This window comes from Duganella sp. S19_KUP01_CR8, assembly GCF_036688705.1.
Lineage (GTDB): Bacteria > Pseudomonadota > Gammaproteobacteria > Burkholderiales > Burkholderiaceae_D > Rugamonas.
The window spans coordinates 121,214-136,491 of the sequence record NZ_JAQQPR010000006.1 but is presented as its reverse complement, the minus strand read 5'-3'; the positions used below and the strand labels follow the sequence as shown (position 1 = coordinate 136,491).

Here is a 15,278-nt window from a genome sequence, read left to right as displayed (position 1 = left end):
ATAGTTTAATTCGTTTAAACCGCAGCCGCACCGGCGACGATTTCGGAAAGTTCTTTGGTAATCGCAGCTTGGCGGGTTTTGTTGTAGATCAGCTTCAACTCGCCGATCACGCTGCCAGCGTTGTCGCTCGCAGCCTTCATCGCCACCATACGCGCCGATTGCTCGGACGCCAGGTTTTCCGCCACCGACTGGTACACCAGCGCTTCAACATAGCGCTCCAGCAGCTCATCAATCACGGTCGCAGCATCCGGCTCGTAGATGTAATCCCAGTTGTGATTACCCGCGTCGGCCTGCGTCTTCGCGGCTGGCAGTGGCAGCAACTGCTCCACTACCGGCTCTTGCTTCATCGTGTTAATGAACTTGGTGTAGCACAGGTAGACTGCGTCGACTTCGCCGTTCTGGAACTTCTCGAGCATGACCTTGACGGGTCCGATCAGTTTTTCCAGGTGCGGCGTGTCGCCGATCTGCGTTACTTGCGCAACGACAGGAATGCCCACGCGATTCAAAAAACCCAAACCTTTGTTACCGATAGCTACCGCGGCAATCTTGTTGCCGGCTGTTTCCAGCTCACGGGTTTTCGCCGTCACCATGCGCAGCACGTTGGTGTTCATACCGCCGCACAGACCTTTGTCCGTGGTGACGACGATGAAGCCAATTGCCTTCGCCTGTTCCTTTTGCTCTTCAGCCAGGAACGGGTGGGTGTATTCCGGATTTGCGGTAGCCAGATTAGCGGCGATATTGCGAATCTTCTCACTGTAGGGACGGGCGGCGCGCATGCGATCCTGCGCTTTGCGCATTTTCGATGCGGCGACCATTTCCATCGCCTTGGTGATCTTCTTCGTATTTTCTACGCTTTTGATCTTGCCACGTATCTCTTTGCCTGCTGCCATGAGTCCTTACTCCTTCTGCGCTGCAGGCGACCCAGGGTTCAACCTGGACCGCCGTTTAGCTTAATATGCGCCGGATTTCTTGAAGTCGGCAATGGCGGCCGACAGCGCTGCTTCGCCGTCTTTGTCCAGTTGCTTCGATGCTTCAATCTTGGACAGCAGGTCAGCTTGCTTGGTCTTCAGGTAGCCGTGCAGGCCAGCTTCGAACGACAGCACTTGCTTGACCGAGACATCATCCAGGAAGCCCTTGTTCACTGCGAACAGCGAAGCGGCCATCAGGGAGATCGACAGTGGCGAGTACTGAGCCTGCTTGAGCAGTTCGGTCACGCGGGCACCGCGGTCCAGCTGCTTGCGGGTCGATTCGTCCAGGTCGGAAGCGAACTGCGCGAACGCAGCCAGTTCACGGTACTGCGCCAAGTCGGTACGGATACCGCCGGACAGGTTTTTGATGACCTTGGTCTGGGCGGCGCCACCAACGCGCGACACCGAGATACCGGCGTTAATCGCAGGACGGATACCGGCGTTGAACAGCGAGGTTTCCAGGAAGATCTGGCCGTCGGTAATCGAAATCACGTTGGTTGGCACGAACGCCGAAACGTCGCCAGCCTGGGTTTCAATGATCGGCAGTGCGGTCAGCGAGCCGGTCTTGCCTTTGACTGCGCCACCGGTGAAGGCTTCGACGTAGTCGGCGTTGACGCGTGCTGCGCGTTCCAGCAGACGGCTGTGCAGGTAGAACACGTCGCCAGGGTAAGCTTCGCGGCCTGGTGGACGGCGCAGCAGCAGCGAGATCTGACGGTAGGCAACTGCTTGCTTCGACAGGTCATCGTACACGATCAGCGCGTCTTCACCGCGGTCGCGGAAGTATTCGCCCATGGTGCAGCCGGAGTAGGCCGAGATGTACTGCATCGCTGCCGATTCCGACGCGGTGGCGGCGACGACGATGGTGTACTCCATCGCGCCATGCGCTTCCAGCGAACGCACGATGTTTTTGATCGTCGAGGCTTTCTGACCGATAGCCACGTAGATGCAGGTCATGCCCTGGCCTTTTTGGTTGATGATCGCATCAACCGCTACGGCGGACTTACCGGTTTGACGGTCGCCAATGATCAGCTCGCGCTGGCCACGGCCAATTGGTACCATCGCGTCGATCGATTTCAGACCGGTCTGCATAGGCTGCGAGACGGACTCACGGGCGATAACGCCTGGAGCGATCTTTTCGATTGGCGAGGTCAGCTTGGCGTCGATGGCGCCTTTGCCGTCGATCGGCTGGCCCAGGGCGTTGACCACACGGCCACGCAGTTCAGGACCGACCGGCACTTCCAGAATGCGGCCGGTGCACTTGACCGTGTCGCCTTCGGAGATGTGCTCGTAAGCACCCAGAATCACGGCGCCGACGGAGTCACGCTCCAGGTTCATCGCCAGACCAAAGGTGTTACCAGGGAATTCCAGCATTTCGCCCTGCATCACGTCCGACAGGCCGTGGATGCGGACGATACCGTCGGCGACGGAAATAACCGTGCCTTGGTTGCGTACTTCAGCGCCGCCATCAAGGCCTTGGATACGGCTCTTGATCAGCTCGCTGATTTCAGATGGGTTGAGTTGCATACTAACTCCTAAAAGTGTTTCTCTCAGCTTGCGCGAGGGGAAGAATCTGTTCTAAGCGGCGCTTACGCGACCAGCGCAACATGCAATTGCTGCAACTTGGCGCGGACCGACGTGTCCAGCACCTGATCGCCAACAACGACGCGCACGCCACCGATCAACGCTGGATCCACGGTCACGACCGGGTTCAGCTTGCGGCTGAATTTCTTCTCCAGCGTGGCGATCAGCTCGCTCACTTGAGCCGCGCTCAGGTCGAACGCGCTGGTGATGTCGGCGTCTGCCGCACCTTCCGTGGCGTTTTTCAACGCCTGGAATTGCGCGCCGATTTCCGGCAGCAGACTGATGCGGCCATTCTCGACCAGCATCGCCAGGAAGTTTTTCGCTTCCGTGTTCAACGGCGACTTGACCAGTGCCGTAATGGCGGCGCTCACATCGCTAGCCGAAGCTTTCGGGTTGCGGGCGAATGCTTGCACCTCGGGGTGGGCACCGATCTGGGCCAGTTCGGCCACCAGTTCGGACCACGCCGCGAGGTTGAACGATTCCTTACCTGCTTGGGCTACGCGGAACAAAGCTTCCGCGTAGGGACGGGCGACGGTTGCGTTTTCTGCCATGATTACAGCTCGACAGACAGGCGCGACAACAAATCGGCGTGGGCCGACGCGTTGACTTCGCGCTTGAGGATTTGCTCGGCGCCCTTCACAGCCAGGTCAGCCACCTGAGCGCGCAGCGTGTCGCGCGCTTTGGCCAGTTGCTGATCGGCGTCGGCCTTGGCTTGCGCAATGATGCGGTCCGCTTCGGCTTGTGCATTTGCTTTGATTTCTTCTGCCACCAGTTGCGCGCGCTTTTCAGCGTCGGCAACGCGTTGCGAAGCTTCTTCGCGTGCACCTGCCAGCGCTTCGCTGGCGCGCTTCTCAGCCACTACCATCGCTTGCTGGCCTTGGTCGGCCGCAGCCAGACCGTCAGCGATACGCTTGGCACGCTCATCCAACGCTGCATTCAGCGATGGAAATACGAACTTCATCGAAACCCAGACCAACACCGCGAAGGTGATCATCTGACCGATGAGAGACATATTGATGTCCATACCTTTGCTCCTAACTAAAAGTTTCTCCTAGAAGGGAGCGAATTAATGTGCCGCCAGAACAGCTGCCAGGAATGGGTTGCTGAAGGTGTACAGCAGAGCAACGCCGACGCCGATCATCGAGATCGCATCCAGCAGACCAGCGATAACGAACAGTTTGGTTTGCAGTTGTGGCATCAGTTCTGGTTGACGAGCCGAAGCTTCCAGGAATTTGCCGCCCAGAATTGCGAAACCGAGTGCGGTGCCGATAGCGGCCAGGCCGATGATGATTGCTGCGGCCAGAACGGTCATGCTTTGTACTTGTGCGATCAGAGCTTGCATTGAATTTCTCCTAAGATTTTAAAAAAGACTACAGATACTAAAAAGTTAAAACTAAGTTGCTTAGTGCTTCTCAACCGCGAGGCTCAGGTACACGACAGTCAACGCCATAAACACAAACGCTTGCAGGGTCACCACCAGGATGTGGAAGATAACCCAAGGACCACCCAGCAGCCACTGCGCCCACCATGGCAGCAGAGCGATCAGAATGAACAGCAGCTCGCCGGCGTACATATTGCCGAAGAGTCGCAGCGACAGCGACAGTGGCTTAGCCAGCAACTCGATCATCTGGAAGGCGAAGTTGACCGGAGCCAGCACGATAGCCATGAAGCCATGCGCATGGAACGGAGCGGTCAGCAATTCTTTACCCCAGCCGCCGAGACCTTTGGCTTTGATCGAGAAACCAATAATGCACAGCATGACGCCGAACGACATGCCGAAAGTGTGGTTGACGTCCGCGGTCGGCACGACACGCAGTTTGTGGACGCCAGCGTAGCCAAGCAGCTTAGGCAGCAGATCGACCGGCAGGAAGTCCATCGCGTTCATCAGCCAAACCCAGCAGAAGATCGTGATAGCCAGCGGTGCGATGACCTTGCTCTTGGCGTGGAATGCGGAATTGACGACTTCGTTGACCAGCTCCATGACGGCTTCGACGAAGTTTTGCAGCTTGCCCGGTACGCCGGCGGTCGCGCGACGCGACGCCAGGTAGAACACACCGAGGAAAATCATGCCCAGAACGGCCGAAACCCAGAACGTGTCCAGGTTATAAGCGCCGTCGGCAGACTTCAGGTGCGACAGGTGGTGCTGAATATACTCAATGTTGGTGGGCGCATCGTGTGCCCCTACAGCGTTTTCTGTGGTCATAAAAGTATTAGATTTTGGTGATTAAATTGCGAGCAGTGAAAACCAATAAGCTAAGGTTGCCACCGCGAAACCCAAGATCAGCCATAACCAAGAGGCCGACTGAAACAGCGCCAGTGCCAAAACAAACAGCACTACCGTGATAAATATTTTTACAACTTCGGCGCGTACATGCGACCGGAAAGCTTTTTTGGCGTCATTTGTTCCGCCCGCAACAATCATCGCGTACATCAGACTCCCGATGACTGCGATTGCTCCGCCATAGGCGGCCGACCAAGCTTTGAGCACTCCACCCAAGTTCCAGGCGAGCAAGGCGAATCCAGTTGCGATGGCTAACTGGAGGGCGACGACTTTAAACACCGGCTTGGAAATACTCGTCGAATCATTCATCTGGCGAGCCCCCTGAAAAGCCGATAAAACCCAAAGACACGGGATTATATGTGTCTTTACTGTATCACGTCAAACATTGCTGCACCGCAGCAGAGCAATTGGTGCACGAAAGCGACGCTTTTATAAACATTTCCAAGCCGGTTGCACCAAGTTGGAACCAGTTAAGCGTTTTCGTTTTTTATTGCCTCTGTTGCAACGTGGGGTCACAACGTCGGGGTCAGGTCCCCCATTAGAGCATGAGCTCGGCTGGCGCAGCCGGGCTCATGCTCTAATGGGGGACCTGACCCCGGGTTTAGGCGCGCAGGCGGGCGAGGACGCCGTCGAGGATGTCGAGGTCGGCGAAGTCGATGATCATCTGGCCGCGTCCCTTGGTGCCCATCTTGAACACCACCGGCGTGGCCAGCTTGTCGGACAGCTCTTCCTCCAGGCGGACAATGTCGCCGGACTTTTCTTTCTGGCGCGCTTCGGTCGGCGAGGCTTTTTGATCTTCCAGCGTTTTTGCCACCAACTTTTCAGTTTCACGTACCGACAACCGTTTGGCGATGACCATATTGGCCAGGTTGATCTGCGTCGCCGCATCCACCGACAACAACGCGCGGGCGTGGCCCATGTCGATGTCGCCGGCCATCAGCATGGTCTGCACCGGATTGGCCAGGTTCATCAAACGCAGCAGGTTGGACACGGCGCTGCGCGAACGACCAACGGCCGTGGCCGCCTGCTCGTGCGTGAAACTGAAATCGGTGATCAGGCGGTGTATGCCCTGCGCCTCTTCCAGCGGATTCAAATCCTCGCGCTGCATGTTCTCGATCAGGGCCATCGCGGCGGCGGCCTGGTCGTCCACATCGCGCACCAAAACCGGCAGCACTTCCAGGCCGGCGATTTGCGCGGCGCGGAAACGGCGTTCGCCGGCGATGATCTCGTACTTGATGGCGCCGGTCAGCTTGTCGCTGCCGACCGGACGGACCAGGATGGGCTGCATGATGCCCTGGGTCTTGATCGACGCGGCCAGCTCCTGCAAGCCGCCCTCATCCATACGGGTACGTGGCTGATATTTACCAGCCTGCATTTGCGTGACCGGGAGTTCGGACGGCGTGTTGGCGTCCGGGGTGGTGATGTCGCCGTCGCCGCCGAGCAGCGCTTCCAGGCCGCGACCCAGGCCTTTGAGTTTTTTGGTTGCCATTTTATTGCCTTACATTTTCTTGATGCGCTTGACCATCTCGGCGCCGAAGGCGATATACGCCTGCGCACCCTTGGAGGATGGATCGAAGGTGACGCCCGGCAGGCCGTAGGACGGCGCTTCGGCCAGGCGTACGTTGCGGGGGATGATGGTTTTGAAGACCTTGTCGCCGAAGTGCTGCTCCAGCTGGGCCGACACTTGCTGCGACAGCGTCATGCGCGGATCGAACATCACGCGCAGCAGGCCGATGATCTTCAGGTCCGGGTTCAGGTTGGCGTGCACCTTCTTGATCGTGTTGACCAGGTCGGACAAACCTTCCAGCGCGTAGTACTCGCACTGCATAGGGATGATGACGCCGTGCGCGGCGCACAGGCCGTTCAAGGTCAGCATCGACAACGCCGGCGGGCAGTCGATCAGGATGAAGTCGTACTCGCTGTCGACCAGGGCCAGCGCGTCCTTCAGGCGGCGCTCGCGGTTTTCCAGCGAGACCATCTCGACTTCGGCGCCGGCCAGCTCGCGGTTGGAAGGCAGCACGTCGAACTGGCCCGGCTCCGAACGCTGGCGCGCGGTGGCCACGTCGGATTCGCCCAGCATCACCTCATAGGTCGATGCAGGCAGCCCCGCCTTGTTGATGCCTGCGCCCATCGTGGCATTGCCTTGTGGGTCCAGGTCGACCAGCAACACTCGCTGGTTCAGCTTTGCCAATCCGGCGGCCAGGTTGACCGTCGTGGTAGTCTTACCTACGCCACCCTTTTGATTCGCTACGCAAAAAATTTTCGCCATGTATTTCTTTGGGTTGTGCTTCTTAATTATTTATACTATTAAAACGATATAAACGATTTATACTGTTTATACAAAATAAACTGTATAAACCGTTTATACCGTATAAATCATTTACTTAGTTTCGGCTTGGATGAAAACCAGGTGGCGCTCCGCGTCCAGCCCCGGTACTTCTAAAGGCTCCAGTTTCTGCACTTTCCATGGCTCTGGCAGTCGCTCTCGCTCCTCTGCCGGCGCCGTTCCTTTCAGGGCTATGAATCGCCCGCCCTCTTGCAGCAGGTGCCCCGACCAGTTGACGAAGTCGGAAAGGTCGGCAAAAGCCCGCGAGGTGATGACGTCGAATTTCGTCTTCACTTCCAGCTGCTCCACGCGCTTGGTGTACACCGTCACGTTGGCCAGGCCCAGCTCCGCCTTCACCTGGTTCAGGAACGCGGTCTTCTTGTGCACCGTATCGATCATCGACACTTTCATGTCCGGGCGGCTGATCGCCAGCACCATGCCCGGCAAGCCGCCCCCTGCTCCCACGTCCAGCACATTCTGCGCGCCGGCGAAGGCAGGTACCGCCGCCAGCGAGTCCAGCACATGCAAGGTGACCATCTGCATCGGATCGCGCACCGAGGTCAGGTTGTACACCGAATTCCACTTGTTCAGCAGCGCCAGGTAGTCCAGCAATTTTTCCACCTGGTCGTCGCCGAGGCCCAGCTTCAGACTGTTGATGCCTTGTTTTAAAACATCCGCAATTGCTACACGGTCAAACACCTTCATTGAACAACCTCATCTTTTTGAGCATTATCTGGACTAACAAACCCGCCGAAACCGGCTTTCTTCAGGTGCACCAGCAGCAGCGAAATCGCCGCCGGCGTCACGCCGGAGATGCGCGATGCCTGTCCCAGCGTTTCCGGACGCTGCGCGTGCAGCTTCTGGCGCACTTCCACCGACAGCGCGGTGATGTCCAGGTAGTTGAAACCTTCCGGCAATTTCAGGTTTTCGTAGTGCTCGTGGCGCTCGACTTCCTTGGTCTGGCGGTCGATATAGCCCGAATATTTGAGCTGGATTTCGACCTGTTCGCGCACTGCTTCGTCAGCCACGCCAGGACCGGCCAGCTCGCGGCCGTCGATGCCGGACAGGCTCATCAGCTTGTCGTAGTCGACGCCGGGACGGGCCAGCAGGTTCGCCAGCGAGTACTCGCGCTCGATCGCCTGGCCAATAACGCGCTCGGATTCAGCCGCTTCCAGGATGCGCGGATTGACCCACGTGGAGCGCAAACGCTCCAGTTCGCGCGCGACGGCTTCGCGTTTGGTCTCGAATGCCTGCCACTGCGCATCGCCAACCACGCCCAGTTTGCGGCCGATTTCGGTCAGGCGCATGTCGGCATTATCCTCACGCAGGCTCAGGCGATACTCGGCGCGGCTGGTGAACATGCGGTACGGTTCCATTACGCCTTGCGTGACCAGGTCGTCGACCATCACGCCCAGATAGGCTTCCGAACGAGCCGGCGTCCAGGCTTCACGGCCCTGGGTTTGCAGCGCGGCGTTGATACCGGCCAGCATGCCCTGCGCCGCCGCTTCTTCGTAGCCGGTGGTGCCGTTGATCTGGCCGGCGAAGTACAAGCCGCCAACCGCCTTGGTTTCCAACGAAGCTTTAAGGCCGCGCGGGTCGAAATAATCGTATTCGATGGCGTAGCCGGGACGCAGGATGTGGGCGTTTTCCATGCCCTTCATCGAGCGCACCAGGGCGATCTGCACGTCGAATGGCAGGCTGGTGGAGATGCCGTTTGGATAGAATTCGTTGGTCGTCAGGCCTTCCGGTTCCAGGAAGATCTGGTGCGATTCCTTGGCCGAGAAGCGGTGGATCTTGTCTTCGATCGACGGGCAGTAGCGCGGGCCGACACCTTCGATGACGCCGGTGTACATCGGGCTGCGATCCAGGCCGGCACGAATGATGTCGTGGGTCTGGGTGTTGGTGTGCGTGACCCAGCACGGCATCTGCGCGGGGTGCATGGCGGCATTGCCCATCACCGAGAATACCGGCACCGGATCGAGGTCGCCAGGCTGTTCGGTCATCAGCGAGAAGTCGATGCTGCGGCCGTCGATGCGCGGCGGCGTGCCGGTCTTCAGGCGGCCTTGCGGCAGCTTCAGTTCCTTCAGGCGGGCCGACAGCGAGATCGCCGGTGGATCGCCGGCGCGGCCGGCCGAGTAGTTCTGCAGGCCGACGTGGATCTTCCCGTCGAGGAAAGTACCGGCGGTCAGCACCACGGCCGGCGCCAAGAACTTCAGGCCGATCTGGGTGACGGCGCCGATCACGCGGTCGCCCTCCACCATCAGGTCGTCGACAGCCTGCTGGAACAGCCACAGGTTGGGCTGGTTTTCCAGGCGCGAACGGATGGCTTGCTTGTACAGGATGCGGTCGGCCTGGGCGCGGGTAGCGCGCACGGCAGGGCCTTTGGACGAGTTCAGGATGCGGAACTGGATGCCCGACTCATCGGTGGCGATGGCCATGGCGCCGCCCATGGCGTCGACTTCTTTGACCAGATGGCCTTTGCCGATGCCGCCGATGGATGGGTTGCACGACATCTGGCCCAGCGTCTCAATGTTATGCGTGAGCAGCAAGGTCTTCTGGCCCATGCGGGCCGAAGCGAGGGCCGCCTCGGTGCCGGCGTGACCACCACCGACGACGATGACGTCGAATTTTGTAGGAAATAGCATGTTGGAATTGGTTAAAGCGAAGGGATCAAGGTCAGATTATAGAGTCTTTTTGCTGCTGCGACTTTTTTAAGCAAAAAAATATCACCAAATTGTTCCACGTGAAACATTGAAAAAGGGCGCTTATCGTTCCCAATAAGCGCCCTTTTTTGGTTCCACGTGAAACAGTGTCACCAACGCAACCATGCATCGTAGCCAGTTTTCAGGATAAGTATCGTGACCACGACCAGGAACAACTTGCGGACGAATCCGCTGCCATGCTTCATCGCCATGCGCGAGCCGATGATGGAGCCGGCGATCTGCGCCACCGCCATCGTCGCGCCCAGCTGCCAAATGAGGTGGCCGCTGTAGCCGAACCAGATCAGCGCGGCAAAGTTACAGGCCACATTGACGACCTTGGCCACGGCCGAAGCGCCGAGGAAGTCGAAGCCGAAGATGCGCACAAACAGGAACACCAGGAAGCTGCCGGTGCCGGGGCCGAAGAAGCCGTCGTAGAAGCCGATGCCGGCGCCGATCAGCAGCGCCAGCGTCTGCTCCCTCGCACCCGAGTGGATGGGCGCATGCACGCTGCCGAAATCCTTCTTGGCGAAGGTGTAGATGGCGACCGCCACCAGCACCACCGGCAGCAACAGGCGCATGAACTCGGCCGACACCTTGGTCACCGTGTACGCGCCGAGGAAGGCGAAGACCAGCGCCGCCAGCGCGGCAGGGGTAGCGACCGACCAGGCGATGGCAACACGGCGCGCGTAGCTGACCGCCGCCACGCTGGTGCCGAAGATGCTGGCCAGCTTGTTGGTGCCGATCAGCGTGGCGGGCGCCATGTTGGGAAACACCGAGAACATCGCCGGCAGTTGTATCAGTCCCCCGCCCCCGACCACCGCATCCACCAGACCCGCACCGAACGCAGCCACTCCCAACACCAGATAATCGACCATCACCTTGCCATCCTTAACGCTTGCGAAGGCTACATTGTACGGAAGAAATTCGAAGCGGCTCATGCACATCCTGCATGGACGGCGACAGGCACGAGGCCCTCGCATGAGGTAAGCTTCACGTGAAATCACTCATCCTGGAACCGCCATGACCGAATTCCCAGCGTTCGCATTCAGCACCGTCGCCCACATCGTTTCCGAGCTCGGCGCAGCCGGGCGATTGGGCGAGCATATCGTCCAGCGCTTCCCTGCGGCCCGGCGCGCCCTGCTCGTCACCGATCCCGGCTTCCTGGCAACCGGCCTGGTCGAGACTCCGGCCGCCAGCCTGCGCGCCGCCGGGGTGGCGGTGGAGATCTATTCCAAGGTCGTGGCGGACCCGCCGGAGCAGGTGGTACTGGACGCCGTGGCCGCCGCCCGCAAGCACCGCACCGATCTCGTCATCGGCCTCGGCGGCGGCAGCTCGATGGACGTGGCGAAGCTGATCGCCGTGCTGGCCGGCAGCGACCAGCCGCTGAGCGCCATCTACGGCATCGGCAACGTGCAGGGTGCGCGGCTGCCTTTGGTGCAGATTCCCACTACCGCCGGCACCGGCTCCGAGGTCACCAACATCGCCATCGTTACCACCGGCACTACCACGAAAATGGGCGTGGTCGCGCCGCAACTCTATGCCGATCTGGCATTGCTGGATGCCGAACTAACCATCGGCCTGCCGCCCTTGGTCACCGCCGCGACCGGCATCGACGCGATGGTGCATGCCATCGAGGCCTACACCAGCCGCCATAAAAAGAACCCGCTGTCCGATATCTTTGCGCGCAAGGCGCTGGGCCTGCTTTCCACCAACCTGATCCGCGCTTGCGAAAACGGCCGCGACCTGGCGGCGCGGCAGGCCATGCTGCTCGGCGCGATGCTGGCGGGACAGGCATTTTCCAACGCGCCGGTGGCGGCGGTGCATGCGCTGGCGTATCCGATAGGGGGCATATTCCACGTGCCACATGGGCTGTCGAACTCACTGGTGCTGCCGCACGTGCTGCGCTTCAATGCGCCGGAGGCGGCCACGCTGTATGCGGAACTGGCGGAGATCGTCGTGCCTCAGGCCAGCGGCAGCGCCGAGGCGAGGGCGGAGGCGCTGGTTGTTGCGATGCAACAAATCGCCACCATCACGGGGATAGAACGGACTTTGCAGCAGGTGGGGATCAAGGAAACGGATCTGGACCGGCTGGCGGATGACGCCATGCTCCAGACCCGCTTGTTGGGGAATAACCCCCGCACCGTCACGCGCGACGATGCGAGGGCGATCTACGCTGCGGCGCTATAACCCCGCACGGCGCTCCGAAGGGGTCTGACCCCGTACGGGGTCAGACCCCAGGCTTTACGGGTTACGTCAGTTGGGCACATCGACCGTGGTGCCGGTGACCGTGATGGCGTTGGCGCCAGGCGCGGCGGCGATCGGCGGTACATTGGCCACGGTGATCAGCGTCGTATTATCGACGCGTGGCACGGTGCGCACCACCTGCGACGGCGGCAAGGCCACGGCCGAGCTGCGCAGGTTGGCCAGCATCGCATCCAGCGCGCGGAACAGGTAGACGTGCAGCGGCACGATATTGGCCGGCAGCGCGTTGGTGAACGAGTCGAAGTGATTGGCGTTGGTCACTTCGATGTAGCGCAGCTTGCTCGCCCCACCCTCCACCGATGCATTCAAGCCCACATAGGAACGCGAAGCAAAGTTGACCGGGATCAGCGTGTCGCTGCGTCCCTGAACGATGATGGCCGGCTTGCCGTGCAGATTGCCGGTCGCCGCGACCTCGGCCATGCCCGCCTTCACGCGTGCGCTCTGTGCCGCCAGCGTCGCGCCCAGGGCGCCGCCGGTGACAGGATCGACACCCGTCGCCAGCGAGCGCAGGCACAGGAAGCCGTCCAGCGACTGGTCCGCCAGCGTGCTGCTCGGCGACACGCCGAAGTTGTAGGCCTTGGCGCCGCCTACCGAATTCTCATAGACCACGCTGCCGATGATGCCGCTTTGCGTCGCGAAGCTGCTGGCCTTTTGCGCCGCCGTGAAGGCCACCGGCGAACCCGTCACATCGGTCGCGGCGAACGAGAATCCGCACACCTTGTCCGTCACCGAGAACTTGCCGTAGGCGTTGGCATACGTCACCGCCACCAGGATGTTGGTGCCGGAGTGGGCCGCCTGCAGAATATCGGAATCCACCAGCCAGCCGTAGGCCTTCAGGCGGGCCTTGGCATCGGCCTGCTGCGATGGCAGGTCGGCGCCGGTCAGCAAGCCTTTGGCGGCCAGCGCGGTGCAGCGTCCCGGTGCGGCGGCGGTCGATGCGATGCACGGCTGGTACAGCGCGGCATAGGTCGAGTAGTCGAACAGCGCCTTGCCCTGCCCCGTCACGTTGACGCCGCCCTGGCGCACCGTGTAGCCGGTGGCGGCCTTGGGCTGCACCTGCGGCTCGGTGGCCGCCACGCCGCCGATAAGGCCCTTGGTGTCCTGTTCCGCAGCCAGCAGAGCCGAGCCGGCGCCGTTGGAAATGCTGGAGGCGATCGTCACCGTGTTCTTCGGCGTCAGGCGCACGATGTGGCTTTTGTTGTCCTTGGCCAGCACGCCGTACTTTTCATTGAGCACATAGAAGGCGAATTCCAGCGATTGCAGCGTGACCTTGCCCCAATCCTTTTCCGGGTTCTGCTGCGAGTGTGCGTGCTTGAAGGCGATGCGCGCCGGCGACGACGAGGCGAACGCGGTGCGGTCGGCATCGCTCAGCGCCGGTGCGAAGATGGCGTTCTTGCCGGCCGCGGTGCGAGTGGCGCGCACGCCGTTTTGCTGGTTCACGCTGTCGTCGTCAAACGTGTAGAGGCCGTTGCCGCTGCCCTTGTCGGCATAGGCCACGGCGCAGTTGTTCTTCAGGCCCCATTCGCCGGCGCTGCCGATGGCGCCGTACACGCCGCGCGATCCGCTCGAGGTGCCGGTGACGATGCAGGGGTTGTTGATGTCGAAGCCGTTCGGCACCTGCACCATCAGCGTCACGTTCTGGTTGCCGGTGCCGTCGTCGGAGTAGGCGATGTACTCGGTGCCGGCGATCATGCCCTGCCCCGATCCGATCGCGCCCTTGGCATCCACATTCGGGCCGTACAAGGTGCCGTAGCCGCTGTTGACGTTGATGTCGAGCACGGCGCGGTAGTTGGCGTGGATGGCGTTGCGGCGCAGCTCGGCGGCAGTGGGATTGGCCGGGTCGGCATACGCGGGCGTGGCGCCGGCCAGGCCGGTCGCACCCAGGCCGGCGGTCAGCAAATCGTCGGTGGTGCCGTCGTAGGTCTTACTGCTGATGGTGCCCAGGTACGTCGGCAGCACGTTCAAATCCTCGGTCGAGTTGTGCTCGTTGGCGCCGCAAGCGGCCAACCCAATGCCGACCAGCGCCAGCGTAATTTTGTTGATATACATTGTCATCCTCTATGTCGATAAAAGTTACGGACGGACTACTCCCACTCCGGCCTGTGGCCAGACGAAAATTTACTACCGATGAAAAAAAAACGCCGGACAGAACGTCCGGCGTGTGCGCTACATCAAGCTGTTTTTTTGCCGCTGTTGAAGGCAAACTTGGCGACGATCTCGCCGACTATGCCGCGCCGGAACAACAACACGCAAACGATGAAGATAAAGCCGATCACCATGTTGACCGCCTCGCCGATGGTGTTGAACCATTCGATGCCGGTATGCGAGACCATGAAGATGCCGAAATCGCCCAGCTTGTTTTCCAGCGCGATGATCAGGATGGCGCCCAGCATCGGACCGGCAAACGTGCCCATGCCGCCGACCAAGGTCATCAGGATCACCAGGCCCGACATGCTCCAGTGCACGTCGGTCAGCGTTTCGAAACCCTGCACCAGCATGTTGGAGGCGCCGGCCAGGCCGGTCAGCGCGGCCGACAGCACGAAGGCCAGCAGCTTGTACTTGTCCACATCGTAGCCCAGCGAAATCGCGCGCGGCTCGTTTTCCTTGATCGCCTTCAGCACCTGGCCGAACGGCGAATGCACGGTGCGCACGATCAGCATGAAGGCCAGCACGGCGATGCCCAGCACGAAGAAGTACAGCGCGGTATCGTTGGACAGGTCGACCAGGCCCAGCAATTTTCCACGTGGAACACCTTGCAAGCCGTCTTCGCCGCCGGTGAACTCGCCGGCGCGCAGCGCGCCGAAGTACACCATCTGCGCCAGCGCCAACGTGATCATCGAGAAGTAGATGCCCTGGCGCCGGATCGCCAGCGCGCCCATCACCAGGCCGACCAGCGCGCCGGCCGCGACGCCGGCCAGCAGGCCCAGCTCGACCGGCAAGCCCCACACCTTCATCGCGTTGCCGGCCACGTAGCCGGCGGCGCCGAAGAAGGCCGCGTGGCCGAACGACAGCAAACCGGTGAAGCCGATCAGCAGGTTGAAGGCGCTGGCGAACAGCGCAAAACACAACAGCTTGGCCAGGAAGATCGGATAGCCGACAAACGGCGCCGCCAGCGCGATGGCGAAAGCGACGAGATAACCTAAGTTCTTATTCATGTG

The 15,278-nt window shown here is 60.6% G+C and carries 15 protein-coding genes; 1 reads left to right on the top strand and 14 read right to left on the bottom strand.

Annotated elements, in window-relative coordinates; translation table 11 throughout:
• Positions 1-14: 14 nt before the first annotated feature.
• The 12 genes from atpG to V6M89_RS08085 form a co-directional block, all read right to left on the bottom strand.
• Complete coding sequence (gene atpG / locus V6M89_RS08140) at positions 15-890, bottom strand: F0F1 ATP synthase subunit gamma (protein ID WP_332852717.1); 876 nt, start codon at positions 888-890, stop codon at positions 15-17.
• Positions 891-950: 60 nt separating this feature from the next.
• On the bottom strand, positions 951-2,492 hold the full coding sequence (atpA, locus tag V6M89_RS08135) for a F0F1 ATP synthase subunit alpha (RefSeq protein ID WP_332852716.1): 1,542 nt from the start codon (positions 2,490-2,492) through the stop codon (positions 951-953).
• 62 nt (positions 2,493-2,554) lie between these two features.
• Positions 2,555-3,100, bottom strand: a complete 546-nt coding sequence (locus V6M89_RS08130; RefSeq protein ID WP_332852715.1) for a F0F1 ATP synthase subunit delta — start codon at positions 3,098-3,100, stop codon at positions 2,555-2,557.
• Between the two features lie 2 nt (positions 3,101-3,102).
• Positions 3,103-3,573 carry a F0F1 ATP synthase subunit B gene (locus tag V6M89_RS08125; RefSeq protein WP_116991267.1) on the bottom strand — a complete coding sequence of 157 codons (471 nt, stop codon included), beginning with the start codon at positions 3,571-3,573 and terminating at the stop codon, positions 3,103-3,105.
• Positions 3,574-3,615: 42 nt separating this feature from the next.
• Complete coding sequence (gene atpE, locus V6M89_RS08120) at positions 3,616-3,891, bottom strand: F0F1 ATP synthase subunit C (protein ID WP_008443432.1); 276 nt, start codon at positions 3,889-3,891, stop codon at positions 3,616-3,618.
• Between the two features lie 60 nt (positions 3,892-3,951).
• Complete coding sequence (atpB, locus tag V6M89_RS08115; RefSeq protein ID WP_332852714.1) at positions 3,952-4,752, bottom strand: F0F1 ATP synthase subunit A; 801 nt, start codon at positions 4,750-4,752, stop codon at positions 3,952-3,954.
• Between the two features lie 21 nt (positions 4,753-4,773).
• Positions 4,774-5,139, bottom strand: a complete 366-nt coding sequence (locus V6M89_RS08110; RefSeq protein ID WP_036622994.1) for an ATP synthase subunit I — start codon at positions 5,137-5,139, stop codon at positions 4,774-4,776.
• A 292-nt stretch (positions 5,140-5,431) separates the two neighbouring features.
• Entirely contained in the window at positions 5,432-6,319 is an 888-nt protein-coding gene (locus tag V6M89_RS08105; protein WP_332852713.1) for a ParB/RepB/Spo0J family partition protein, read from the bottom strand.
• 9 nt (positions 6,320-6,328) lie between these two features.
• Positions 6,329-7,099, bottom strand: a complete 771-nt coding sequence (locus tag V6M89_RS08100) for a ParA family protein (RefSeq protein ID WP_332852712.1) — start codon at positions 7,097-7,099, stop codon at positions 6,329-6,331.
• 111 nt (positions 7,100-7,210) lie between these two features.
• The gene (gene rsmG, locus V6M89_RS08095; protein ID WP_217941463.1) at positions 7,211-7,861 is read right to left on the bottom strand and encodes a 16S rRNA (guanine(527)-N(7))-methyltransferase RsmG; all 651 of its coding nucleotides are present in this window, start codon (positions 7,859-7,861) and stop codon (positions 7,211-7,213) included.
• Positions 7,858-9,801: a tRNA uridine-5-carboxymethylaminomethyl(34) synthesis enzyme MnmG gene (gene mnmG / locus V6M89_RS08090; RefSeq protein WP_332852711.1), complete on the bottom strand. Its 1,944-nt coding sequence runs from the start codon at positions 9,799-9,801 to the stop codon at positions 7,858-7,860. Before mnmG ends, rsmG begins: the two co-directional genes overlap by 4 nt.
• Positions 9,802-9,968: 167 nt before the next feature.
• Positions 9,969-10,733 (bottom strand): sulfite exporter TauE/SafE family protein, encoded by a 765-nt coding sequence (locus tag V6M89_RS08085; protein ID WP_332852822.1) that lies wholly within the window; start codon positions 10,731-10,733, stop codon positions 9,969-9,971.
• A gap of 145 nt (positions 10,734-10,878) precedes the next feature.
• Here V6M89_RS08085 and V6M89_RS08080 point away from each other — a divergent pair, with 145 nt between their 5' ends.
• Positions 10,879-12,045: an iron-containing alcohol dehydrogenase gene (locus V6M89_RS08080; RefSeq protein WP_332852710.1), complete on the top strand. Its 1,167-nt coding sequence runs from the start codon at positions 10,879-10,881 to the stop codon at positions 12,043-12,045.
• Positions 12,046-12,111: 66 nt separating this feature from the next.
• Here the strand turns inward: V6M89_RS08080 and V6M89_RS08075 are convergent, their stop codons facing one another.
• Both V6M89_RS08075 and V6M89_RS08070 read right to left on the bottom strand, forming a co-directional pair.
• On the bottom strand, positions 12,112-14,169 hold the full coding sequence (locus V6M89_RS08075; RefSeq protein WP_332852709.1) for a 3-hydroxybutyrate oligomer hydrolase family protein: 2,058 nt from the start codon (positions 14,167-14,169) through the stop codon (positions 12,112-12,114).
• A 122-nt stretch (positions 14,170-14,291) separates the two neighbouring features.
• The gene (locus V6M89_RS08070; RefSeq protein ID WP_332852708.1) at positions 14,292-15,275 is read right to left on the bottom strand and encodes a branched-chain amino acid ABC transporter permease; all 984 of its coding nucleotides are present in this window, start codon (positions 15,273-15,275) and stop codon (positions 14,292-14,294) included.
• Between the last annotated feature and the right edge of the window lie 3 nt (positions 15,276-15,278).